The following is a 22,278-nucleotide window of genomic DNA, read 5'->3' as shown; positions in this document are numbered from 1 at the left end:
GCATGGCTATTTCGGTTTGTTCGAAAGTTCGGCGTTAGTTTGCTTTGTTCTCGGTATTACTATTTGTTGTCATCTTTAAAAAAGGATTAAAGTTTGCCAGTTTAGAAAGTTTACAATACGAAACATATCTTTCAATTTCATGGTGTTTTTATATGAGAGGATATATACTTATATTTATGATATTTATCCATGAATTTATATCATGAAATCTATTGGGATATGTAATTTTTGACAATATTTATGGTGGGTTGATTGTTTTTACATCTTCTGCTGCAGCGTTTGTGATTGCTTCGCAGGTCAGTTGCTTCCGGTATTTTCCGGATGCCAAGGCGTGTCGACGATCTCGATGTCGCCGGTCACATATCCGCTGCGTTGCGCGGACCCCTCCTCTGCGGGACGTTGCGTCCGCTCAGCGGCCCCGAAGCCGGTGTCGGGGATCACTGGCGGCGCGATCCTTGCGCCGATCTCGCTGCTGTCGTCCGCGTTCTCCGGCAGCGACAGGGCATCGGGCAGCTCGGGCAGCCCGTCGAGCTTCCAGCGGCCGCGCCGGGCTTCCCGCGCTTCCTCCGCCGACGCGCGCAGGGCTTCCGGCGCATCCTCGAGCGGGTCCGCCCAGCCCTGGCGTACCAGCCAGTCGGCAAGATCGACACCATTGCGCTGGCAGGTGGCGGTGACCAGGCCGGGGGCAACCTCACTCATGTCGTCGCATTGCACCGCGAGACGGCGGACGAAGGCGCGAAGCGCCGTGCGCGCGCGCATGCCGCAAGGCCAGGTGCCGCCAAGCCGCGAGGGGCAGGTGGCGTCGGGAGCGGGGGCTGCGACACCCGCCAGGCGGATGGTCAGCCGTCCGGCCTTCAGCGTGCCGGCGTCGATCACCACCGGCTGCTTCAGGGTTACCTCGCTTGGCACCTCGACCACCGTGCGTTCGGGCAGGCGCGGCGCGATGCGCTTGAGCGGTCCGGTGAGCGGCGGCAGCGGCAGGATGCCGCCCGGCGTGACATTGCGGATCGAGCTCGGGTCGGGGGCGTCGGGCAGGGCGGGGAGCGTTTCCTGTGCGGCAAGGGGGCAGGCCGCAAGTCCGGCGAGCGCCACTGCAAGCCCGGCGCCGGCCAGCGTCCGGGTCAGGCCGGGCGACCGGAAGGCTGCTCCGGACAGCGGCTTGTCGGGTCGTTTGTGCATCGTCGCTTTCCCCGTTCCCGCTGGGCGTCGCCTATTGGCTGGCCCAGATGATTCGCGCCATCCACACGATCTCGGTGATCCCGTAGCGGATTGAGCCTGCGCTGTCGTCCAGGCCCTTGAGGTCGATCCGGGTTCTGGTCCGTCGTTCGAAGATATGGGCCGTGAGCCGGCCCGACACGGTGCGTACCGCCACCCGGTCGCCCTTGCGGATCTCGGCGGCAGGCGACACCACGACGACATCCCCGTCACGGTAGAGTGGCAGCATCATGTCTCCGCTCACGCGGATCGCCATGTCGTTGGCGGGCGTTTCCGCGAGGCCCTGCGGTGCGGCGTAAGGCCCAGGCGCTGCCCAGGGCGGCGCGAGCCCGGGGTCCTCGTCGTTGAAGAACCCGGCCGTCGCGACCGTTGCGGTGGTCGGCTGCGGCAGCGCGTCGCGCAGCGCCAGCCTCTTGTCGATCAGGTCGACGAATTCGGCAAGGTCGGAGCGGGTCGCGGTCAGGATCTTGGCAATGGATTCCATGGACGGCCAGCGCGGCCTGCCGTCGGAGGCAACCCGCTTGGAGGGGTTGAAGGTCGTCGGGTCGAGGCCGGCACGGCGGGCGAGACCGGAGGGGGTCAATCCGTTGCGCCGGGCAAGTCCGTCGATAGCCGACCATACGCTCTCATGCGACAGCATCGTGCATTCCCGTTGTCTCGCGCGCTGTCGTGTGCCGCGCCGCGCCTGGTTGCCGCCGCCCCTTTCGGTCAAAGACCTTATCCCCGCTCCGGTATATATTCCTATTGCTGTGCGCGCGCCACCCCGTGCCGCGGTGCGCGGGGCTGGATACAGGGTCGCTTCTGCGTGTGTTCGCCGGGGTTTGGAAGGGAGTGTCATTGATATAAAAGGGCTTTTGCCGTGCCCTTGTCTCCCTGCCGGACAGGCTGTAATCCGGCGTGACGAAACTCCGGGCCTGCCCGGACCGCGATCCGAGGGCGAGAGACGATGACGCTGATCTACAAGATTTCCCCGGCCACGGACTGGCGCGAGGCGGAGGCGGCGGGCGTCTTCACCGGCGCGCCGGTCGATCTCGCCGACGGCTTCATCCATTTCTCCGCCGCCGACCAGGTGCGCGAGACGGCGGGCAAGCATTTTGCCGGCCGGTCGGATCTCGTGCTGGCGGCCATCGATGCCGCGTCGCTGGGCGACAAGCTCGTCTGGGAGCCTTCGCGCGGCGGAGCGCACTTCCCTCATCTCTATGCTTCGCTGCCCATGTCGGCGGTCGTGTCGGTCGTCGACCTGCCGCTTGGCCCCGATGGGGCGCACCGCTTCCCGGAGGGGCTGTGATGTTCGCAAGGCTCGCCTCCGGCATCGCGCGGCGCGCACTGTTTACCCTCGACGCGGAAACCGCGCACGGTCTCACCATCAAGGCGCTGGCGAGCGGGCTTGCCCCTTCCTGCGCGGCGGCAAGCGATCCGCGTCTGGCCGTGACCGTCGCCGGCATCGATTTCCCCAATCCGCTGGGCATGGCCGCCGGCTTTGACAAGAACGGCGAGGTGCCGGACGCGCTGTTGGGCCTCGGCTTCGGCTTTACCGAGGTCGGTACGGTCACGCCGCTGCCGCAGTCCGGCAATCCCAGGCCGCGCGTCTTCCGCCTTGTCGAGGACAACGGCGTCGTCAACCGTCTCGGCTTCAACAACGAGGGCCATGCGGCACTGCGCGGCCGTCTTGACGCGCGCGCCGGCCGCGGGGGGATCGTCGGCGTCAACGTCGGGGCCAACAAGGATGCCGCCGACCGGATCGCCGACTATGTGGCCGGCATCGAGACCTTTGCCGACCGGGCGACGTATTTCACCGTCAACATCTCCTCGCCCAACACGCCGGGCCTGCGCGATCTGCAGGCCCGCGACGCCCTGCATGAACTGCTGTCACGGGTGATGGACGCGCGGGAGAAGGCCGCCGCCCGCGTCGGGCGGACGGTGCCCGTCTTCCTCAAGATCGCACCGGATGTGGAGGAGGCCGGTCTCGACGACATCGCCTCGGAGGTCATTACCGCCGAGCTCGACGGTCTCATCGTCTCCAACACCACATTGTCGCGTGCCGGCCTTTCGGACGCGAAGGGGGCCGCCGAAACGGGCGGGCTCTCGGGGCGGCCGCTGTTTCGCCGGGCGACGATCGCGCTTGCCCGCATGCGCCTGCGCGTCGGTCCGCGCCTGCCGATCATCGGCGTCGGCGGCATCGACAGCGGCGAGAGCGCCTGGACCAAGATCACCGCCGGGGCCAATCTGCTGCAGCTCTACACCGGTCTGGTCTATGAGGGGCCGGATCTCGTCGGCCGTATCCTGACCCATCTCGCCAACAGCCTCGACCGCCACGCGCTGTCCGGCCTGGAGGCCGCCAGTGGCCGCAACGCCGAGGCCTGGGCCCGGCTCGACCCGGACGGCGAGGACACGCTGTGAGCGGAGAGATCGTCATCTGGCACAACCCGCGCTGTTCCAAGTCGCGGGCAACGCTTGCCCTGCTGGAGGCGCGCGGCGTCGTGCCGGCGGTGCGCCTCTACCTCGAGGATGCGCCCTCGCAGGCCGAGATCCGCGCCGCGCTGGCCGCGCTCGGGGCGGATGGCCCGCGCCAGCTCATGCGCAGCTGCGAGCCCGTCTATCGGGAAAGGCGACTTGGCGACGTTGAGGACGCCGACGTGCTGGTGGCGGCCATGGCCGCCGACCCGGTTCTGATCGAGCGGCCGCTGGTCATCGCGGGCGGGCGCGCGGCCATCGGGCGTCCGCCCGAGGCGGTGCTTGCCCTGCTGGAGGGCGAGTGCGCGCCAGCGCCTCAGTAGGCGCTTTCGACGTCGCCCATCTCCACATAGACCGACTTCACCTGGCTGTAGTGGCCGATGGCCGCATGGCCGTTCTCGCGGCCGAAGCCCGACTTCTTGTAGCCGCCGAAGGGCATCTCGACCGGCGTCAGGTTGTAGGTGTTGATCCAGCAGGTGCCGGCGTTGAGCGCGGCGATCACCCTGTGGGCGCGCTGGATGTCGCGGGTGAAGACGCCGGCGGCCAACCCGAACTCGGTGGCGTTGGCGCGCGCCACCGCTTCCTCCTCGCTGTCGAAGTCGAGCACGCACATGACGGGGCCGAAGATTTCCTCGCGCGCGATCGCCATGTGGTCGGCGACATCGGCAAAGACCGTCGGCTGGACGAAGAGCCCCTCCGGCATCCCCGCGACGCTGGCCCTGTCGCCCCCGCAAACGAGGCGCGCACCTTCCGCCTTTCCGCGTTGGATATAGGCAAGCACCTTGTCGAACTGCGCCTTCGAGACCAGCGGGCCGGTGTCGGTCGTTTCGTCCATCGGGTCGCCGAGGCGGGCGTTGGCTGTGCGCTCGGCGAGCCGGGCGAGAAACGCCTCCTTGAGGCCCTTCTGGACGAAGACGCGGGTGCCGTTGGAGCAGATCTGGCCGGATGAATAGAAGTTGGCGTTGATCGCCGCCGACACCGCATTGTCGAGATGGGCGTCGTCGAAGATGACGAGCGGCGACTTGCCGCCGAGTTCCAGCGTGACGTGCTTCAGCGTTTGCGCGGCAAGCTCGGCGACCTTCGTGCCGGTGGGCACCGAGCCGGTCAGCGAGACCTTGGCCACGTCCGGATGCGAGACGAGATGCGCGCCTGTCTCGCCAAACCCCTGGACGACGTTGAAGACGCCATCGGGAAGGCCGGCCTCGGCGAGGATTTCGGCGAGCTTCAGCGCCGACAGGGGAGTGACTTCCGAGGGCTTGAAGACGACCGCGTTGCCGCAGGCGAGCGCGGGCGCCGCCTTCCAGCAGGCGATCTGGATCGGGTAATTCCAGGCTCCGATGGCCGCGACCACGCCCAGCGGCTCGCGGCGGGTGTAGGCGAAGGAGCCGCCAAGGTCGATGTGCTCGCCGGTGAGCGTCGCCGTCAGGCCGCCGAAATACTCAAGGCAGTCGGCGCCGGAGGCCGCATCGGCGACGAGGGTCTCCTGCAAGGGCTTGCCGGTATCGAGCGTCTCCAGCTCGGAGAGCTCGCGGTTGCGCTCCCGCAGCAGCGCGGCCGCCCGCCGCAGTACGCGGCCGCGCTCGACAGGCGGCGTCGCCGCCCATTCCCGGAAGCCGGACCGCGCCGCCGCGACCGCCGCATTGACGGTCTCCGCGCCCGCCGCGTTGAGCCGGGCGATCACCTCGCCGGTCGCCGGGTAGCGGCTTTCCAGCGGCCTGCCGTGCGGATCCTGCACATAGGCTCCATTGATGAAATGAGAGGCGGGCGGCTGTGCGCGCATGCAGGCTTCTCCGGTCGTTCGCTTTGCGGCGTGTCGTGTCGTCGTTTGATGAGTTTAGGGCGTCAACGCTGTTCTGTCCGCCACTTCGGATGAATCCATGGCTCCAGGTTCGACGGCGGCAGCGGATCCTTGCCCATCACATGGTCGGCGATCTTCTCGCCGCACATGATCGAGGGGGCGTTGAGATTGCCATTGGTGATCTGCGGGAAGATCGAGCTGTCGGCGACCCGCAAGCCGTCCACGCCGATGACCCGTCCCTGAGGATCGACGACCGCCATCGGGTCGTCGGGCGCCCCCATGCGGCAGGTTCCACAGGGGTGGTAGGCGCTTTCCACGTGCTCCTTGATGAAGGCGTCCAGCTCCGTGTCCGACTGCACCGCGCTCCCCGGCTGGATCTCCTTGCCGCGATAGGGAGCGAAGGCCTCCTGAGCGAAGATCTCGCGCGTCAGCCGGATGGCGGTACGGAAATCGGCCCAGTCGTCGGGATGGGACATGTAGTTGAAGAGGATCGAGGGCGCGGCCTCCGGATCGGCGGAAACGAGCGCCACCCGCCCGCGCGATTTCGAGCGCATCGGCCCCACATGTGCCTGGAAGCCGTGGCCCTCTGCCGCCGCCTTGCCGTCGTAGCGCACGGCGAAGGGCAGGAAATGGTACTGGATGTCCGGGTATTCGACGCCGGCCTTGGAGCGGATGAAGGCGCAGGCCTCGAAGTGGTTCGACGCGCCCAGGCCCGTGCCCGAGAAGAGCCACCGTGCCCCGATCAGAGCCTTGGAAAGAAGGTTCCAGTGCTTGTAGAGCGTGATCGGCTGGGTGCAGGCCTGCTGGATGTAGAGCTCCAGATGGTCCTGCAGGTTCTGCCCCACGCCCGGGCGGTCGGCGATCACCTCGATGCCGAGCGCGGAAAGGGCCGCCGCCTCGCCGATGCCCGACAGCATCAGCAGCTTCGGAGAGTTGATCGAGGAGGCGGCGAGGATCACCTCGCGCGAGGCGTGAAACGTCTCTATGCGGCCGGAGAGCTTCACCTCGACGCCGGTTGCCCGGCGACCCTCGAAGACGATGCGCCGTGCGACGGCGCCGGTGATCATGCGCAGGTTGTCGCGCTTCAGCGCCGGCTTCAGATAGGCGTTTGCCGTCGACCAGCGCCGCCCCTTCCACACCGTCATCTCCATGTCGGCGAAGCCTTCCTGCTTCAGCCCGTTGTAGTCGGCGGTGGTCGCGTATCCCGCCTGCCGGCCGGCGTCGATGAAGGCGTCGTAGAGCGGGCTCCACTTGGTTCCGCGCGTGACATGCATCGGGCCTTGCGTGCCGCGCACCCCGGCCTCGCCGCCGTGGGAGGTCTCCATGCGCCGGTAGTAGGGGGCGACGTCCGCATAGGACCAGCCGTGCGCGCCCATGTCCGCCCAGGTGTCGAAGTCGCGCGCGTGGCCGCGCACGTAGACCATGCCGTTGATCGACGATGAGCCGCCGACCACGCGCCCGCGCGGTGTCGCCAGCCGGCGTCCGTCCAGGTGTGGTTCCGCGTCGCTGACGAAGCCCCAGTCGTAGCGGGACATGTTCATCGGGTAGCTCAGCGCCGCCGGCATCTGGATGAAAGGCCCTGCATCGGTGCCGCCGGCCTCGATCACGAGCACCCGGTTGGTCGGGTCTTCCGACAGGCGGAAGGCGAGCGCGGCTCCGGCAGAGCCTGCGCCGATCACGATATGGGTGGCGTCCTGCATGGTCTGCGTCTCTCGTCAGGTTCTTGCGTTTCGCTCGCGCCGCTCAGGCGCGCGGAAGCACGTCCGCGATCTGCCTGTCGACATAGTCCTCGACGTGTCTGATCGCCGGGCGCGGCTGGACCGGGCCCTCGGCGAAGACCCGCTGCAGCCACAGGCCGTCGATCATCGCCGCCGTGCCCTCGGCCGCGCCGCGCGCCCGCCCGCCCGGCAGCAGCGCCGAATAGGCGTGGGCAAGGTTGGACACGAGCCGGCGGTGGTAGATGCGCAGCAGTCGTCGCGTATCCGGCTCGGTGCGCGCCTGCAGATAAAAGGCGAGCCAGGCGGAAATCAGCGCCGGCTGGAACTGCGCCGGCGCGAAGCTCGCCGCGATCATCGCCGAGATGCGCTCGCGCGGACCGGAGGCTTTCGCCATCCGCTCCTGCGTCTCCTGCGACAGATCGGCCAGAAGCGCGCGCATGGTGGCGTTCAGAAGCCCTGCCTTGGAGCCGAAATAGTGATGCGCCAGTCCGCCCGACACGCCCGCGCGCCGGGCGATCTCCGCCATCGTCGCGTCGAGGAAGCCGCGCGCGTGGATGGTTTCCACGGTCGCGTCGATCAGGGCCTTGCGGCGGTGCGATTCCATTCCGATGCGAGGCATGTCCATCCCCGTTATTCCGGGCGGATACCGAACCGCCCGCAGCATCGCAGGTGTATTTTTGATTGGCTGTTCAATCAATGAAAAAAAGGCGATTGAGCGGGGAATTGCGTATTTCGTCTAAAAATGTTTTGATGCCGGCCATCGGATCGCAGGCCCGCCAGGGGCTGTGTCCAGGCTTGGGGGCCTCGCCGCGAAGAACAAGCGCGACGGACCGGCCGGAAAGCGGGGCTGCCTGTGGCGCCGGCTTTCGCGGCACGTCGCCGTTGTGTCCTGTCCTGTCCTGCCCGTCCTGCTTCGGGCTTGCGCGGACCGGCGGCCGCTTCGCGCTTCGCGCGGCCAGCCCCGACAGTTTTGTTCCCGGCCTGTGGCCGGCGACCTGCCATGTCCGGCGCGCTTCTGCGCCGGTGCGTTTTGAAAAAGGGAAGGACGAACGCTCATGACCAGACTTGCCCTGCGCCTCGGCGCTGCAACCCTTGCCGTCGGCCTCACGGCCGGCACGGCTCTTGCCGCCGATGGCGACGCCTGCAAGACGGTCCGCTTCTCCGACGTGGGCTGGACGGACATCACCGCGACGACGGCGGTTGCCTCCGTGGTGCTCGAGGCGCTCGGCTATGACGCCGACGTCAAGATCCTCTCCGTTCCCGTCACTTATGCCTCGCTGAAGAACAAGGACATCGACGTCTTCCTCGGCAACTGGATGCCGACCATGGAGGGCGACATCAAGGCCTATCGCGAGGACGGTTCGGTCGAGACGGTGCGGGCCAATCTGGAAGGCGCCAAATACACGCTGGCGGTGCCCAAATACACCTACGACAAGGGCCTCAAGTCCTTCGCCGACATCGCCAAGTTCAAGGACGACCTTGACGGCAAGATCTACGGCATCGAGGCGGGCAATGACGGCAACCGGCTGATCATCGACATGATCGAGGGCAATACCTTCGGCCTCAAGAGCTTCGAGATCGTCGAGAGCTCGGAAGCCGGCATGCTCTCGCAGGTGGCCCGCGCCGCCAAGCGCAAGGAGGACGTTGTCTTCCTCGGCTGGGAGCCGCACCCGATGAACGCCAATTTCGAGATGGCCTATCTGGAAGGCGGCGATGACGTCTTCGGTCCGAACTACGGTGGCGCGACGGTGTTCACCAATGTACGCGCCGGCTATGGCAAGGAGTGCCCGAACGTCGGCCAGTTCCTCGACAACCTCGTCTTCTCGCTGTCGATGGAGAACGAGATCATGGGCGCGATCCTGAACGACGGCACCGAGCCGGAGAAGGCTGCCAGCGCCTGGCTCAAGGCGCATCCCAAGGCCGCCGACGCGTGGCTCGAGGGTGTGACCACGCTCGACGGCTCCGACGCCAAGGCGGCACTGAAGTCCGAACTCGGCCTGTAAGCCGTCGGACCGCGCCGCTCGCGGGCCTGAAAACAACCGCCGCCGCGCCGGGGAGCCTTCCCGGGAGCGGCGGCGCCGGGTGGCGGACCCGCCGCCCCTCCCGCCTGTGATGGCGGGCGATATACCCGAAAAACGGCAGAAAAGGAGGCGGCTCGCGTGGACTGGCTGACCGACAACAAACTGCCGATCGGCCCCTGGGCGAGAGCCTGCGTCGATTGGCTGACCAACAATGGCGCCTGGTTCTTCGACGGCATATCCGTCGCACTGGAGGCAATGATCGGGGCGATCCTCTGGGTTCTCCAGGCTCCGCATCCGCTTGTCGCGGTGGTCATCGTGAGTGCGCTTGCCTATGTCGTCCGCCGCAAGCTCTCCTTCGCCGTCTTCGTCGCCGCGAGCCTGCTTCTCATCATCAACCAGGGCTACTGGGAGGAGACGACCGAGACCCTCTCGCTCGTCATCGCCGCCGCCGTCGTGTGCATGGTGATCGGCGTGCCGCTCGGCGTCGCCGCCGCGCATCGCCCGAGGCTGTATGCGGCGATGCGTCCGGTGCTCGACCTGATGCAGACGATCCCGACCTTCGTCTATCTGATCCCGGCGCTCATTCTCTTCGGTCTGGGCATGGTGCCCGGCCTGATCGCCACTGTCGTCTTCGCCATACCCGCGCCGATCCGCCTGACCCAGCTCGGCGTTTCCTCCACCCCCCGCCAGCTCATCGAGGCGGGCGAGGCTTTCGGCGCGACGAAGTCGCAGCTGTTGTGGAAGGTCGAGCTGCCCTACGCGCTGCCGCAGATCATGGCCGGGCTCACCCAGACCATCATGCTGTCGCTCTCCATGGTGGTGATCGCCGCGCTGGTCGGGGCGGACGGCCTCGGCGTGCCGACGCTGCGCGCCCTCAACACGGTCAACATCGCCCGCGGTTTCGAGGTCGGTATCGCCATCGTGCTGGTCGCCATCGTGCTCGACCGCTTCTTCCGCCGCGACGAGCCGGAGGGCCGCACCTGATGACGCAGCCCATCGTTTCCTTCCGCGATGTCGACATCGTCTTCGGCGACAGGCCGGAACTGGCCTACCCGCTGATGGACGAGGGCCTCAGCCGGGCCGAGATCCAGAGCCGGACCGGCCAGACACTCGGTGTCTCGAATGCCAGTTTCGACGTGGTCGAGGGCGAGCTTCTCGTTCTCATGGGGCTGTCCGGCTCCGGCAAGTCGACGCTGTTGCGCGCCGTCAACGGCCTCAACCGGATTTCGCGCGGCGAGGTGCTGGTTCATGACGGCGATCATTCGGTGAACCCGTCCGCCTGCGCGCCGGCCGATCTGCGCGCGCTCCGGCGCGGGCGCATCGCCATGGTGTTCCAGCAGTTTGCGCTGTTGCCCTGGCGCAGCGTGCGCGAGAACGTTGGCTTCGGTCTCGAGCTCGCCGGGCTGAACCCGGCCCGGCGCAAGGAAAAGGTCGATGCCCAGCTCGAGCTGGTCGGCCTTGCCCAGTGGGGCGACAAATACGTCCACGAGCTTTCCGGCGGCATGCAGCAGCGCGTCGGGCTTGCCCGCGCCTTCGCCACCGACGCGCCGATCCTCCTGATGGACGAGCCGTTCTCGGCGCTCGACCCGCTCATTCGCAGCCATCTGCAGGACGAGTTGCTGGCGCTTCAGGACAAGCTCGACAAGACCATCATCTTCGTCAGCCACGATCTCGACGAGGCCGCCAAGATCGGCTCGCGCATCGCCATCATGGAGGGCGGGCGCGTCATCCAGCTGGGCACGCCGCAGGAGATCGTCCGCAAGCCGGCGACCGACTACGTCGCCGAGTTTGTCGCCCACATGAATCCGCTTGGTGTGCTGCGCGCCCGCGACATCATGCGCCCGCTTGCCGCCGGCGAGGCGGAGCGGCTTGGCGAAGCGCCGGTCTGTCCGCCGCGCATGCCGGTGCGCGAGGTGATCGCCCTCAAGCGCCGGTCCGAGGGGCCGATCCTGGTTGCCGATGGCGCCGCGCCGCTGGGGCTGGTCGGCGAGGACGAGATCCTCGACTGCCTGCTGTAAAATCGCGCGCGTGCCGGCTCAGCCCGGCGCGCGCGGAAAGGTCGCCGCCGCCCGCCGTGGCGTGATCGCCAGCAGCGAGAACCCGCGCATCGCCAGGAAGATCGCGAAGGCGAGCCACAGGCCGTGGTTGCCGAGGAGCGGAAAGGCGATGGCATAGGCGGCAAGGAAGCCGACCAGCGATACCAGCATCATGTTGCGCATGTCGCGCGACCAGGTGGCGCCGATGAAGACCCCGTCCATCTGGAAGGCGAGCACGCCGAGAAGCGGCGTCGCCGCCGCCCAGGGCAGGTAGGCCTCCGCCGTCTCGCGCACGTCCTGGGCCGTGGTGATCGTCTCGATCAACAGCGGACCCATGGTCAGGAAGACGAGCGCCAGCAGGCCGGCCAGCACATAGCCCCACAGCAGGCTCAGCTTCAGCGAACGGTCGAAGGCCGGGCGGTAGCGCGCGCCCACCGCACGCCCCGACAGCTGTTCGGCCGCCGTCGCCAGCCCGTCGAGAAAGAAGCTCGCCACCATGAAGAGCTTCTCCAGCACCGCGTTTGCCGCCAGCACCGTGTCGCCCTGTGCGGCCGAGCGCGAATAGAAGAAGCCGAAGGCGGCGATCAGCGAGAACGAGCGGATCATGATGTCGCCGTTGAGCGCCATCATCCTGCGGAACTTCTGCCGGTCGAACAATCTGGCGCGGGAGGGCAGCGGCGCGCCCCTGAGGATCGCCAGCGCGATTGCCGCACCGGCGAGGCAGGCGGTCGCCTCGGCCACCACGGTCGCCGCCGCGACGCCGGCGACGCCCCAGTCGAACACCAGCACGAACACCACCGAAAGCGCGATGTTGATGCCGTTCAGTCCGGTCTGCAGGGCAAGCGCGGTCATCGCCTGCCCGCGCCCGATGAACCAGCCGAGAAAAGCATAGTTGGCAAGCGCCATAGGCGCGGAGAGCACGCGGACGGAGAAATAGGTCGCGGTCGCCGCCTGCACCTCGGCGCTGCCGCCCATCAGCCACAGCCCCGCCGTCAGCAGCGGCAGGCTGAGAGCCGCCAGGGCGATGCCGAGGCTGGCGGCGAGCACCTGCGCGCGCAGCAGCACGGCGCGCTCTTCCTCATGCTCGTCCGCCCCCACGGCCTGCGCCGTCAGCCCGGTGGTGCCGGAGCGCAGGAAGTTGAAGCTGGTGAACACCAGATCGAAAAGCACGCCGCCGAGCGCGATGCCGCCGAGCAGCGCTGCGTCGCCAAGCTGACCGATCACCGCCGTATCGATCAGCCCGAGCAGCGGTGTCGACAGATAGGCCAGCGTCATCGGAACCGCGATGGCGAGCACCGTCCGGTTGGTCACCTCGAAGGGCCGCACGGCTCCGCCCGCCGGCGCATCGGGAGAAGCATCGGCCTTGTGGCCGGGGGCGCTGTCATGGGCCACGTATCGGTCCTCGGGCTGGCGGGCGGCGCGGTGCTGGCCGGACGGGAAGGAGCAGGATGCAAGTCCCGCAACCTATCCCATTGCGCGGCGGAGCGAAATTCCCCGAACCGCGCCCACGCCCGTGACCCACGCCTTTCTCGCGCTCCCTCCACGGCGCACCGCCTGCCGCGATGTGGATTGGGTCCCGGGTCAAGCCCGGGATGACGCCTCAGGAGTGGTGAGGCGTTGCCGTGGAGGAGGTGGGGCGTCGCTGCGGGGGGGCGACGTCGTGGGGGAGGCGAGGTGACTCAGCGGCGGAGGTGGGGTGCCGGCTTCCCGCTCCGCCGTCACCCTGGGCTTGACCCGGGGTCTATTGGCTCCCGCAGCGCGCGATGCGGGCTCTGGGCCTGCGGATCTCTCCGGGCGGACCCGGCAGTCGCACCGCCTGCCGCGACGTGGATTGGATCCCGGGTCAAGCCCGGGATGACGCCTCAGGGGAGGTGAGGTAACGCCGTGGGGAGGTGGAGATGACGCCGTGGGCGGGGCCAGGAGGCAGCCTGTGTTTGCGTCGGAGAACCCTCCCTGGCCGCGCGCCGGGCCGGGGTGGGGCGGTGAAACGCCTTGAAATCCGGCATATCCTTGCCCGCGCGGGCTCTTTCGTCTAGGAAACCGACAACCGGCGGCGCCTGCCGCATCTCCTTCTCGTACGGATCCCGCTCGTCCATGGCCAAGACCAAACCGAACAAGCTGAAGGCGCGCCTGCCGCGCGGCTTCGTCGACCGTTCCGCATCCGACATCCGCGCCACCGACGCGATGCTCGCCGAGATCCGGAAGGTCTACGAATCCTACGGCTTCGACCCGGTCGAGACACCGGCCTTCGAATACACCGACTGCCTCGGCAAGTTCCTGCCCGACACCGACCGGCCCAATGCCGGCGTCTTCTCCGTGCAGGACGACGACGAACAGTGGATGAGCCTGCGCTACGATCTCACCGCGCCGCTCGCTCGTCATGTGGCGGAGAACATCAACGAGATCCAGCTTCCCTATCGCACCTACCGTGCCGGCTGGGTGTTCCGCAACGAGAAGCCCGGCCCGGGTCGCTTCCGCCAGTTCATGCAGTTCGATGCCGATACCGTCGGCGCGCCGGGCGTCCAGGCGGACGCCGAGATGTGCATGATGATGGCCGACACGATGGAGGCGCTCGGCATCCCGCGCGGGCAATACGTCATCCGTGTCAACAACCGCAAGGTGCTCGACGGCGTGATGGAGGCGATCGGCCTTGGCGGAGAGGACAATGCCGAGCGCCGGCTGACCGTGCTGCGCGCCATCGACAAGCTCGACAAGTTCGGACCCCAGGGCGTTGCACTACTGCTCGGCGAGGGTCGCAAGGACGACAGCGGAGACTACACAAAGGGAGCGGGGCTGAGTAGTTCCCAGCTTAGAATATTGGCTGGATACCATCGAATTCTAAGCTACAAGTGGAAGAAGCCGTTTTCGATAGGCCGCTATAAGGACTATCTTCGCAGTTGGTCAAAGCTTACTACGCTGCCGACTGGTGTTGATATGGGTCTTGATGAGCTTGAGCAGATTCGAAAGCTGGTCCGATCCGCCGGCTACGACCCGGATCGCATCCGGATCGACCCCTCCGTCGTGCGCGGCCTCGAATACTATACCGGCCCCGTCTACGAGGCCGAGCTGTTGTTCGACGTCACCAACGAGAAGGGCGAGGTCGTGCAGTTCGGCTCGGTTGGCGGCGGCGGGCGCTATGACGGTCTGGTCAAGCGCTTCACCGGGAGCGACGTGCCGGCGACCGGCTTTTCCATCGGCGTCTCGCGGTTGATGACTGCGCTGAAGAACCTCGGCAAGCTGGGCACGCAAGACCTGCTCGCCCCCGTGCTTGTCACCGTCATGGACGGCGACACGGCAAGCCTTGCCCGCTACCAGAAGATGACCCAGGACCTGCGCGCCGCCGGCATTCGCGCCGAGATGTACCAGGGCAACTGGAAGAAGTTCGGCAACCAGCTCAAATATGCCGACCGGCGCGGCTGCCCGCTTGCCATCATCCAGGGCTCGGAAGAGCGCGGCGAGGGCGTTGTCCAGGTCAAGGACCTGATCGAGGGCAAGCGGCTTTCCGGCAAGATCACCGACAATGTCACCTGGCGCGAGAGCCGGCCGGCGCAGGTGAGCGTCGCCGAGGCGGACCTCGTCGTCACCGTCGCGCGCATGCTTGCCGAACACGCCGAGGACCGTGCCCGCGCGGGAGCCGGAGGAGCGGGCGAATGAGCGGCATCGATGCCTACCGGGATCTGACGGCGCTGTTCGAGCGGGCGGGCTTTCCGCGCGTCGAACCGGCGATCCTCCAGCCTTCCGCGCTCTTTCTCGATCTTGTCGGCGAGGACATTCGCGGCCGCATGTTCCTGACCGCCGACCGGGCGGGGGAGGAGCTGTGCCTGCGTCCCGACTACACGATCCCCGTCTGCCGCGCCCATCTCGACGGCGCCGATGCCCGCACCCCGGCGCGCTACGCCTATTGCGGCAAGGTCTTTCGCCAGCGCCAGGAGGGGCCGGCGGAGTTCCAGCAGGCCGGCGTCGAGTGTTTCGGCCGCTCCGATCTGGAGGCCGCGGACGCGGAAATTCTTGCGCTTGCGCTGGAAAGCCTCGGCACGCTCGGCGTTGACGACGCCTCCATCGAGATCGGCGACGAGGCGCTGTTTCGCGCCGTGCTCGACGCGCTGGAACTGCCCGCCGCCTGGGCGCGCCGTCTCGGCGAACTCTTTGGCGAGCGCGCCCGCCTCGACGCCGCGGTCGCGGCGATGAAGGACGGTGTGGCGACAGGCGGCGGCGAGGCCGCGCCGATGCCGGCGCTGGTGCGCGCGCTCGACGGGCTCGACCCCGAGACCGCCCAGTCGGCCGTTGCCGAGCTTCTCGGCCTCACGGGCCTGCGCCCCATCGCCGGGCGCAGTGCTGCCGACATCGCCGAGCGGTTGCTGGAGCAGGCAAGCCTTGCCTCCCGCGATCCTGAAACGGCCCGGGCCGCCGACCTCCTGTCCCGCTTCCTGGCGATTTCCGGCGATCCGGTGTCCTCGCTCGACAAGATCGCGGCCTTCGCGCAGGCCGAGGGCCTGTCGCTCGGCGAAGCGCCCGACCGTTTCGCCTCCCGTCTCGAGGCCCTTGCCGGCCACGGTATCGGCGCCGACCGTCTCGCCTTTTCGGCAAGCTTCGGCCGCCGGCTCGACTATTACACGGGCTTCGTCTTCGAGATCCATTCCGCCTCGCGCGCGAGCGCCGGACAGATCGTCGGTGGCGGACGCTACGACCGCCTGCTCGCGCTTCTCGGCGCCCGGGATCATATTCCCGCGACGGGCTTCTCGATCTGGCTGGACCGGATCTGACGGCGCGGGACGACGCGCTGGACACGAGGTTGTCATGACAACACCATTGATCATCGCCATCCCCTCCAAGGGCAGGCTGCAGGAAAACACCCACGATTTCTTCGCCCGCGCCGGCCTCCCGGTCGGTCGTCCGGGCGGCGCGCGCAACTACCGCGGCCGCCTTGGCAAGTTCGATGCGAGTGAAGTCGAGATCGCCTTCCTGTCCGCGTCCGAGATCGCCCGCGAGCTCGCCGCCGGCAAGGCGCACATCGGCGTGACAGGGCTCGACCTGGTGCATGAGACCATCGTGCGGCCGGACGCCAGCGTCCATGTGGTGACACCGCTCGGCTTCGGCTTCGCGGATGTGGTCGTCGCCGTGCCCGATGCCTGGATCGATGTCGCCACCATGGCCGACCTTGTCGATGTCGCCTCCCATTTCCGTGCCCGCACGGGCGGGCGCATCCGCGTCGCGACCAAATATGTCGCCCTGACCCGCGACTTCTTCGCCCGCGCCGGCCTGTCCGACTACCGGATCGTGGAAAGCGCCGGGGCGACGGAAGGGGCACCGGCCGCCGGCACGGCCGAGCTCATCGTCGACATCACCACGACCGGCTCGACGCTTGCCGCCAACAACCTCAAGATTCTCGACGACGGCATCATCCTGAAGAGCCAGGCCAATCTCGTCGCTTCCCTGTCGGCGGACTGGACGCCCGCGCATCTCGCCGCGGCGCGGATGATCCTCGACCGGATCTCGGCCGAGGAGCGCGCCCGCAGCCACCGCGAGATCCGCGCGCTGGTGCAGGCGCCAGAGCTGACGGCGCGCGCCGCGGCCGAGCAGTTCGGCGCGGTCGCGCCCTTCGGCACCCAGGTCGGCCAGCCGCTGCTCCTGCATTGCCCGGCGAAGAACGCCGCCGACTGCGCCACCTTGCTGCGTGACCACGGCGCGCCGCATGTCAGCGTGACGACGCTCGACTACGTCTTCGGCACCGCGAACCCGCTGTTCGGACCGCTGGCGGAAAAGGTCGGCCCGGCGGCGTAAGCGTGCCTGTCGACAGGCCCGGCTTGCCGTCGCACGCGCTGGAAGGCGAGGCCGCAGGCCTCTTTCCCCAATGTGCTTGCAATCGGGGCCAAGCGGATTATGGTCCCGCGCGACTTCGGGACCGTGCGGGACAGGAGGTCTTCGCCGGGCATATGAGCCTCGGCAACGTCCGCAAGGGCGCGGCATCGTGGATGCCGGCCGGGACGACAGGCAAGGCCTGCACCGCCAAGACAGCGACGACAAAGTGACGACGATATCCCACGACCACATGCCGGCAGCCGGCGATCCCGAGGCCGGCGGCGCGCCCGTGCCCGGAGCGAGCGAGACCGCCGTCCTTTCGGTCGTTCTGCCGACCTTCAACGAGCGCGACAACCTTCCCGTCCTGCTGCAGCGGCTGGAAGCGACGCTGGCCGGCATTGCCTGGGAGGCGATCGTCGTCGACGACAATTCGCCCGACGGCACGGCCGAGCTTGCCCGGAGCATCGCCAACCACGATCCGCGGGTGCGCGTCATCCGCCGCGTTGGCCGGCGCGGTCTCTCCGGCGCCTGCATCGAGGGCATGCTGGCCTCTTCGGCCGAGTTCGTCGCGGTGATGGACGCCGATCTGCAGCATGACGAGACGCTGTTGCCGCGGATGCTTGCCGCCCTGACCGGCGCGGACGGCGGCGCCGGCGCGGATCTTGCCGTCGCCAGCCGCCACGTCGAGGGCGGGGACGTCGGCGCCGGGCTGTCGGGCGTGCGCGCCTCCGGCTCCACCCTTGCCAACCGTCTGGCGCGGATCTTCCTCAAGGTCGAGCTGTCCGACCCGATGAGCGGCTTCTTCATGATCCGCCGCGCCGAGGTCGAGCGCCTCGCGCCGAAGCTCTCCTCTCAGGGCTTCAAGATCCTGCTCGACATCGTCGCCAGCGCGCGCGGCTCGCTCAGGGTCGTCGAGCTTCCCTTCGTCTTCCGCGAGCGGCTACACGGCGAGAGCAAGCTCGACACGCTCGTCGCGCTCGATTTCCTGGGGCTCATCTTGTCCAAGCTTGCCGGCGATCTCGTCTCCGTCCGCTTTCTCATGTTCATGATGGTCGGCGCGTCCGGCGTCGTCGTGCACATGGCCGCGCTGTTCACGCTGATCGAGACGTTCGGCGTGGAGTTCACCATTGCCCAGACGGCGGCGACCTTTGTCGCCATGACGTCGAACTTCTGGCTCAACAACCGGCTGACCTACCGCGACCGGCGGCTGACGGGCTTCGCCGCGCTGCGCGGGCTTCTGACCTTCTATCTGGTGTGCGGCTTCGGCGTCGTCGCCAATGTCGGCGTCGCCTCGCTGATCTATCGCGAGGATGGCGGCGCGCTGCTGATCGGCATCGCCGGCGCCGCCGGCGCGGTCATGGGGGCGGTGTGGAACTACGCCGCGAGCTCCGTGCTCACCTGGCGCAAGGCGTGAGGCGGGAATGACCACGGCCCATCTCCGGCACGAGAGCGATCCGACGCTTCCCCTCTGGCTGCGGCCGGGGGGGCTGGCGGTCATCGTCGGTGTCCTGACGCTGGCGAAACTCGCCGTCGCCGGGCTCTCCGGGCTTGCCGAGGATGAGGCCTACTATCGTTTGTGGGGGCTCGATCCGGCGCTGGGCTACTACGACCATCCGCCGATGATCGGCTGGTGGACCTGGGCCGGCATGGCGCTGTCGGGAGACGGCGCGCTCGGCGTGCGCCTGGTGCCGATCCTCTCCGCGCTGCTTGGCTCGCTGGCGCTCTGGCGCACCGGCCTCCTGCTGTTCGGCGCAAGGGCCGCCGGCTATGCGGTGCTGCTGTTCAACACCTCGCTGCTGATCGGCATCGGCAGCCTGATGGCCACGCCGGATGCGCCCTCGGTGTTCTTCTGGGGGCTTGCCATCTGGGCGCTGGCGGAGCTCGATGCCAGCCGCAATCCGTGGTGGTGGATCACCATCGGCCTGATCGCCGGTCTCGGCCTGACGTCGAAATACTCGGTGCTGTTCCTTGGTGCCGGCATCGTGCTGTGGCTGCTGTTCGTGCCCCGGGCGCGGGTATGGTGGGGGGCCTGGCAGCTCTGGGCTGGCGGGCTTCTCGCCGTGCTGCTGTTCGCGCCGGTGGTGCAATGGAACGCCGCCCATGAGTGGGCCTCCTTCGTCAAGCAGTTCGGCCGCGCCGTGCCCCATGGCTGGACGCTGCGCTACGTCGGTGAGTTCTTCGGCGGGCTTGCCGGACTGCTCAATCCGCTCACCGCGGTTCTCGCCATCCTCGGTGTCGGCCGTGCCGTGGCGCGCGCGCGCAAGGGCGACAGCGCCGCCGGCCTGTTGCTGTGGACGAGCGTGCCGTTCTTCGCCTATCTGCTGCTGCATTCCTTCCACGACCGCGTCCAGGCCAACTGGCCGGCGCCGCTGTTTCCCGCGCTGACACTGCTTGCAGCCTGGATCGCGGCGGAGCCGCCGGCTTTCTCCGCCCGGGTCTGGCGCGGCCTCGCCGGGGCTGCGGTTGTCATCGGGTTTGCCGCCTCGGGGCTTGTCTACATTCATGCGGTCGCCCCGCTCACCGGCAGCCTCGCGCGCAAGGACCCGACCTTCCAGACCCGGGGCTGGAGCGAGGTCCGCGCCCAGGTGCTTCGGCTTGCCGGCGAGAACGGCGCCGGATGGGTCGCGACACAGGGCTACGGGCTCAACGCGCAGCTCGCCTTCGCCCTGCGCGACACCGACATCCCCGTGCGACAGCTTACCGAGCGCATCCGTTACGTGATGACGCCGCCGCTTCCGGGCGAGACGGTGGCCCGGCCGGCACTGTTCGTCACCGAGGAGCGGCGCGATCCGGGTGTCGCCGGCCTTTCGACCCGCTTCGGCGCGGTGACGCGTGTCGCCGTGCTCACCCGTGCGGTGAAGGGCGTCGCGCTCGAGCGGCTGGTGGTCTACCGCGTGTCGGCGCCGCTCGGCGGCGATCCGCGCGATCCGGTCTATCCGCTGCCGTGAACCGGGGCCGGCCAGACGGCGTCCGGCGGGGCGGGGGCGGCAAAGCCGCTTGGCAACCGCCCCGCGCTTGCGCATAGGATAGCGGATGAAGCGGATCCTCCTGACCTCTCCCGACTACGGGCTGACCTTCGGCATCGACCGTGCGCTGCGCGGGCTGATCGAGGGCGGGCTGCTCTCGGCCGTCGGCTGCCTTGTCGTCTCCGACCTGTGGTCGCGCGAATATCTGCCCTTGCGCGATGCGGTCGACAGTGTCCGCCACCGCACCCGCGTCGGCCTGACGCTGGCGCTCACCGGCCCGCACGCGCCGCTTTCAGTGAAGGCGCGCGAGACCTTTGGCGACCGCTTTCCGCGCGCCGCCTGGTGGCGCTGGCGCGACCGGCTGCGTCTCGTTCCCAGCGACGTTCTCGCCGATGAGGTCGATGCGCAGTTCACCTGTTTCGAGGAATTCTACCAGCGCCCGGCCGACTTCCTGCATGTCGCCGACGATCTGCTCGCCTGCCCGCGCATCGCCCGGGTTGTGCTGCAGCAGGTGGGCCTGAGGCGCATGCGCCCGACTGTGGTCTCGCCGGTGGCCGTACGCCCCGGCGCCGCTCCGAGCCGCGCCGCGCGTGTGTTGGAGAGGATCGCCCGCGATGCGGGCCTGCGCGCCATGACGCGCGGACCGGATTTTCCCGCTGTCGCGACCCGCGCCGATCTGGAGCGCCACGTCTGGCGCGGTCTCAACGGGCAGACGGACGGAGCGGTGGTCTTCTGTCAGCCGGGCGAGATCGACGACCGCCTGCGTCGCAGCGAGCCGCGCCCCTTGCAGGAGGTGCGCCAGTCGCAGCTGGACTTCTTCCGCAGTCCCGCCTTTTCACTGCTGATCGTGGAGAAGGACATCTTCCTCTATTGAGGCGGCGGCCTGGGTTGAGGCAGCCTGGCGGCGAAACGCCCCCTGAAAGCGCGAAACCCGGCCCCCCGCGGGGAACGGGGGCCGGGTTTTCGAGGTGGGCGGCGGGTCAGGAAGCACCGCCCTTTCTTCCAATATGGTGTGTTCGCGCGGCAATTGAAGTGACCGCCGTCACACTATCGGGTTTGTCCGGGGGCGATACGAGTCTAAGATGGCCCCGCGGGTCCGGCCAGGCCGGCTGCGGCACGCCATGGGACCCGGGGCAGGGTTCCCTTTCGCAACACACGGGCGCGTTTGCGCAGCCGCCGGCGGTCCGGTGGCGTGCGAAGCCGACGCGCCGCGCCCCTTCGCTGCCTGCGCGGCGGTCCGGGGCGACGATTGGCAGGGATCGGGGCGGCAGATGCTCGAGCTGAGAACCTTTCTTGAGAACAGCTTCTCGATGCAGGGGCTGGACTGCGGCCTCGCGGCCGGACTTTCTGCGTTGGCGCGGCCGATGACGGTCAAGCAGAGCGCGGTCCTTTTCGAAGCCGGAGACCCCGGCAACGGCTGCTACGCCATCCTGGAAGGCTCACTCAAGGTTTCCATCGTCAGCGTTGACGGCGACGAACAGTTGCTTGCTGTGCTTGGGCCTGGCTCCATCGTCGGCGAACTCGCCCTGCTCGACGGGCGCGCCCGCTCGGCCACCGTCACGACGTTGAAGCATTCGCGCCTCGCCTTCATCGAGAAACATGCCTTCGACCGGTTCGCGGAAGAAAACCCGGCGCTCTATCGTCACATGCTCTCCATCGTCGGCCAGCGCCTGCGCCAGTCCAACGACGTGCTGGCGGCGCGCTCCTTCCTGCCGCTTCCCGGCCGTGTTGCCCAGGCATTGCTGCAGCTTGCCGACACCTTCGGCAAGCCCGTCGACAACGACCGCATCCTGATCCACTACAAGCTTTCCCAGGCCGATATCGCCAATATGGCGGGCGCCGCACGCGAGAACGTCTCCCGTGTCCTAAACGACTGGAAGAGGGCGGGCACGATCAGCCGGATTTCGGGCTATTATTGCCTCGAAAAGCCGCAATGGCTGCGCGACGCTTCCGCGCTCTAGGTCTTTTTTCTCGTCTATCGGGGGTTGCTGCGCTGCCGGTCTCCCGGTCTGGCTGTTGATTTCTATTGTATAGATATATTGAAGCATCAGTAAATTTTCATATCTCGCGATAGTCAGACGTATTCGGTTCGGTCATTGCGGGTTTTATTTAAATTTCTGTCGGGTGTGAATCTACCCGTCCTGTGGATTTTGGTTCATTTTGTTGTTTGAGACGGTGTTAGGGGGAGTGTCCGAGAGTTCTTTCTGGATATTGTCAATATCTCCGAGTCAATTCTGTATTTCATCAAAATGACATAAGAAATTCCGCCGA

Annotated in this window: 19 protein-coding genes; 13 read left to right on the top strand and 6 right to left on the bottom strand. The window is 67.7% G+C overall.

The genetic code is table 11. The features are described 5' to 3' along the window. Nucleotides 1-297: 297 nt before the first annotated feature. On the bottom strand, nucleotides 298-1,179 hold the full coding sequence (locus ACSLUQ_RS10740) for a thermonuclease family protein (protein ID WP_461808527.1): 882 nt from the start codon (nucleotides 1,177-1,179) through the stop codon (nucleotides 298-300). A gap of 31 nt (nucleotides 1,180-1,210) precedes the next feature. Continuing rightward, on the bottom strand, nucleotides 1,211-1,855 hold the full coding sequence (locus ACSLUQ_RS10735; protein WP_461808526.1) for a S24 family peptidase: 645 nt from the start codon (nucleotides 1,853-1,855) through the stop codon (nucleotides 1,211-1,213). Nucleotides 1,856-2,161: 306 nt separating this feature from the next. Here ACSLUQ_RS10735 and ACSLUQ_RS10730 point away from each other — a divergent pair, with 306 nt between their 5' ends. From ACSLUQ_RS10730 to arsC, 3 genes are read left to right on the top strand one after another with little or no spacing between them, the layout of a single operon-like run. After that, a complete protein-coding gene (locus ACSLUQ_RS10730) occupies nucleotides 2,162-2,503 on the top strand; it encodes a DUF952 domain-containing protein (protein ID WP_461808525.1) in 342 nt (113 codons plus the stop codon). Beyond that, nucleotides 2,503-3,615, top strand: coding sequence for a quinone-dependent dihydroorotate dehydrogenase (locus tag ACSLUQ_RS10725; RefSeq protein WP_461808524.1), 1,113 nt, complete (start codon nucleotides 2,503-2,505; stop codon nucleotides 3,613-3,615). The genes ACSLUQ_RS10730 and ACSLUQ_RS10725 overlap by 1 nt, the downstream gene beginning before the upstream one ends. After that, the gene (arsC, locus tag ACSLUQ_RS10720) at nucleotides 3,612-3,992 is read left to right on the top strand and encodes an arsenate reductase (glutaredoxin) (RefSeq protein ID WP_461808523.1); all 381 of its coding nucleotides are present in this window, start codon (nucleotides 3,612-3,614) and stop codon (nucleotides 3,990-3,992) included. The genes ACSLUQ_RS10725 and arsC overlap by 4 nt, the downstream gene beginning before the upstream one ends. On the opposite strand, the gene betB is transcribed toward arsC, so the two are convergent. The 3 genes from betB to betI form a co-directional block, all read right to left on the bottom strand. Further along, entirely contained in the window at nucleotides 3,986-5,449 is a 1,464-nt protein-coding gene (betB, locus tag ACSLUQ_RS10715; protein ID WP_461808522.1) for a betaine-aldehyde dehydrogenase, read from the bottom strand. The two genes, arsC and betB, sit on opposite strands and share 7 nt — an antisense overlap. A gap of 62 nt (nucleotides 5,450-5,511) precedes the next feature. After that, a complete protein-coding gene (gene betA, locus ACSLUQ_RS10710) occupies nucleotides 5,512-7,167 on the bottom strand; it encodes a choline dehydrogenase (protein WP_461808521.1) in 1,656 nt (551 codons plus the stop codon). 43 nt (nucleotides 7,168-7,210) lie between these two features. Then, nucleotides 7,211-7,804 (bottom strand): transcriptional regulator BetI, encoded by a 594-nt coding sequence (gene betI / locus ACSLUQ_RS10705; protein WP_417772545.1) that lies wholly within the window; start codon nucleotides 7,802-7,804, stop codon nucleotides 7,211-7,213. A 436-nt stretch (nucleotides 7,805-8,240) separates the two neighbouring features. Here betI and ACSLUQ_RS10700 point away from each other — a divergent pair, with 436 nt between their 5' ends. The 3 genes from ACSLUQ_RS10700 to choV all read left to right on the top strand — a co-directional run bounded on the left by ACSLUQ_RS10700 (nucleotide 8,241) and on the right by choV (nucleotide 11,224). Then, nucleotides 8,241-9,188 carry a choline ABC transporter substrate-binding protein gene (locus tag ACSLUQ_RS10700; RefSeq protein WP_417772546.1) on the top strand — a complete coding sequence of 316 codons (948 nt, stop codon included), beginning with the start codon at nucleotides 8,241-8,243 and terminating at the stop codon, nucleotides 9,186-9,188. A gap of 156 nt (nucleotides 9,189-9,344) precedes the next feature. Further along, nucleotides 9,345-10,190, top strand: coding sequence for a choline ABC transporter permease subunit (gene choW, locus ACSLUQ_RS10695; protein ID WP_417772547.1), 846 nt, complete (start codon nucleotides 9,345-9,347; stop codon nucleotides 10,188-10,190). Beyond that, nucleotides 10,190-11,224 carry a choline ABC transporter ATP-binding protein gene (gene choV / locus ACSLUQ_RS10690; RefSeq protein ID WP_461808520.1) on the top strand — a complete coding sequence of 345 codons (1,035 nt, stop codon included), beginning with the start codon at nucleotides 10,190-10,192 and terminating at the stop codon, nucleotides 11,222-11,224. The genes choW and choV overlap by 1 nt, the downstream gene beginning before the upstream one ends. Before the next feature lie 18 nt (nucleotides 11,225-11,242). Here the strand turns inward: choV and ACSLUQ_RS10685 are convergent, their stop codons facing one another. Next, nucleotides 11,243-12,634, bottom strand: a complete 1,392-nt coding sequence (locus tag ACSLUQ_RS10685) for an MATE family efflux transporter (protein ID WP_461808519.1) — start codon at nucleotides 12,632-12,634, stop codon at nucleotides 11,243-11,245. A 702-nt stretch (nucleotides 12,635-13,336) separates the two neighbouring features. Between ACSLUQ_RS10685 and hisS the strand changes: the two genes are divergently transcribed. The 7 genes from hisS to ACSLUQ_RS10650 all read left to right on the top strand — a co-directional run bounded on the left by hisS (nucleotide 13,337) and on the right by ACSLUQ_RS10650 (nucleotide 21,968). Then, on the top strand, nucleotides 13,337-14,896 hold the full coding sequence (gene hisS / locus ACSLUQ_RS10680) for a histidine--tRNA ligase (RefSeq protein ID WP_461808518.1): 1,560 nt from the start codon (nucleotides 13,337-13,339) through the stop codon (nucleotides 14,894-14,896). Further along, nucleotides 14,893-16,005 (top strand): ATP phosphoribosyltransferase regulatory subunit, encoded by a 1,113-nt coding sequence (locus ACSLUQ_RS10675; protein ID WP_417774482.1) that lies wholly within the window; start codon nucleotides 14,893-14,895, stop codon nucleotides 16,003-16,005. Before hisS ends, ACSLUQ_RS10675 begins: the two co-directional genes overlap by 4 nt. Nucleotides 16,006-16,039: 34 nt before the next feature. Further along, complete coding sequence (gene hisG, locus ACSLUQ_RS10670; RefSeq protein ID WP_417774483.1) at nucleotides 16,040-17,023, top strand: ATP phosphoribosyltransferase; 984 nt, start codon at nucleotides 16,040-16,042, stop codon at nucleotides 17,021-17,023. Nucleotides 17,024-17,291: 268 nt separating this feature from the next. Beyond that, nucleotides 17,292-18,455 (top strand): glycosyltransferase, encoded by a 1,164-nt coding sequence (locus ACSLUQ_RS10665; RefSeq protein ID WP_461808981.1) that lies wholly within the window; start codon nucleotides 17,292-17,294, stop codon nucleotides 18,453-18,455. A gap of 7 nt (nucleotides 18,456-18,462) precedes the next feature. Next, nucleotides 18,463-19,989 carry a glycosyltransferase family 39 protein gene (locus ACSLUQ_RS10660; RefSeq protein WP_461808517.1) on the top strand — a complete coding sequence of 509 codons (1,527 nt, stop codon included), beginning with the start codon at nucleotides 18,463-18,465 and terminating at the stop codon, nucleotides 19,987-19,989. Between the two features lie 85 nt (nucleotides 19,990-20,074). Next, complete coding sequence (locus tag ACSLUQ_RS10655; protein ID WP_417774487.1) at nucleotides 20,075-20,881, top strand: ChbG/HpnK family deacetylase; 807 nt, start codon at nucleotides 20,075-20,077, stop codon at nucleotides 20,879-20,881. Between the two features lie 397 nt (nucleotides 20,882-21,278). Then, a complete protein-coding gene (locus ACSLUQ_RS10650; RefSeq protein ID WP_417774488.1) occupies nucleotides 21,279-21,968 on the top strand; it encodes a Crp/Fnr family transcriptional regulator in 690 nt (229 codons plus the stop codon). Nucleotides 21,969-22,278: the final 310 nt, after the last annotated feature.

The sequence above is a fragment of the Stappia sp. ICDLI1TA098 genome (genome assembly GCF_054880955.1).
The sequence above is the reverse complement of the archived record's forward strand: the minus strand, read 5'-3'. Positions and strand labels throughout refer to the sequence as shown.

Bases quoted from the DNA above. Each gene is read 5' to 3' on its own strand.
- ACSLUQ_RS10740 (WP_461808527.1), bottom strand. From the start codon at position 1,179: ATGCACAAACGACCCGACAAGCCGCTGTCCGGAGCAGCCTTCCGGTCG.
- ACSLUQ_RS10735 (WP_461808526.1), bottom strand. From the start codon at position 1,855: ATGCTGTCGCATGAGAGCGTATGGTCGGCTATCGACGGACTTGCCCGG.
- ACSLUQ_RS10730 (WP_461808525.1), top strand. From the start codon at position 2,162: ATGACGCTGATCTACAAGATTTCCCCGGCCACGGACTGGCGCGAGGCG.
- ACSLUQ_RS10725 (WP_461808524.1), top strand. From the start codon at position 2,503: ATGTTCGCAAGGCTCGCCTCCGGCATCGCGCGGCGCGCACTGTTTACC.
- betB (WP_461808522.1), bottom strand. From the start codon at position 5,449: ATGCGCGCACAGCCGCCCGCCTCTCATTTCATCAATGGAGCCTATGTG.
- betA (WP_461808521.1), bottom strand. From the start codon at position 7,167: ATGCAGGACGCCACCCATATCGTGATCGGCGCAGGCTCTGCCGGAGCC.
- betI (WP_417772545.1), bottom strand. From the start codon at position 7,804: ATGCCTCGCATCGGAATGGAATCGCACCGCCGCAAGGCCCTGATCGAC.
- ACSLUQ_RS10700 (WP_417772546.1), top strand. From the start codon at position 8,241: ATGACCAGACTTGCCCTGCGCCTCGGCGCTGCAACCCTTGCCGTCGGC.
- choV (WP_461808520.1), top strand. From the start codon at position 10,190: ATGACGCAGCCCATCGTTTCCTTCCGCGATGTCGACATCGTCTTCGGC.
- hisS (WP_461808518.1), top strand. From the start codon at position 13,337: ATGGCCAAGACCAAACCGAACAAGCTGAAGGCGCGCCTGCCGCGCGGC.
- ACSLUQ_RS10675 (WP_417774482.1), top strand. From the start codon at position 14,893: ATGAGCGGCATCGATGCCTACCGGGATCTGACGGCGCTGTTCGAGCGG.
- hisG (WP_417774483.1), top strand. From the start codon at position 16,040: ATGACAACACCATTGATCATCGCCATCCCCTCCAAGGGCAGGCTGCAG.
- ACSLUQ_RS10665 (WP_461808981.1), top strand. From the start codon at position 17,292: ATGCCGGCAGCCGGCGATCCCGAGGCCGGCGGCGCGCCCGTGCCCGGA.
- ACSLUQ_RS10660 (WP_461808517.1), top strand. From the start codon at position 18,463: ATGACCACGGCCCATCTCCGGCACGAGAGCGATCCGACGCTTCCCCTC.
- ACSLUQ_RS10655 (WP_417774487.1), top strand. From the start codon at position 20,075: ATGAAGCGGATCCTCCTGACCTCTCCCGACTACGGGCTGACCTTCGGC.
- ACSLUQ_RS10650 (WP_417774488.1), top strand. From the start codon at position 21,279: ATGCTCGAGCTGAGAACCTTTCTTGAGAACAGCTTCTCGATGCAGGGG.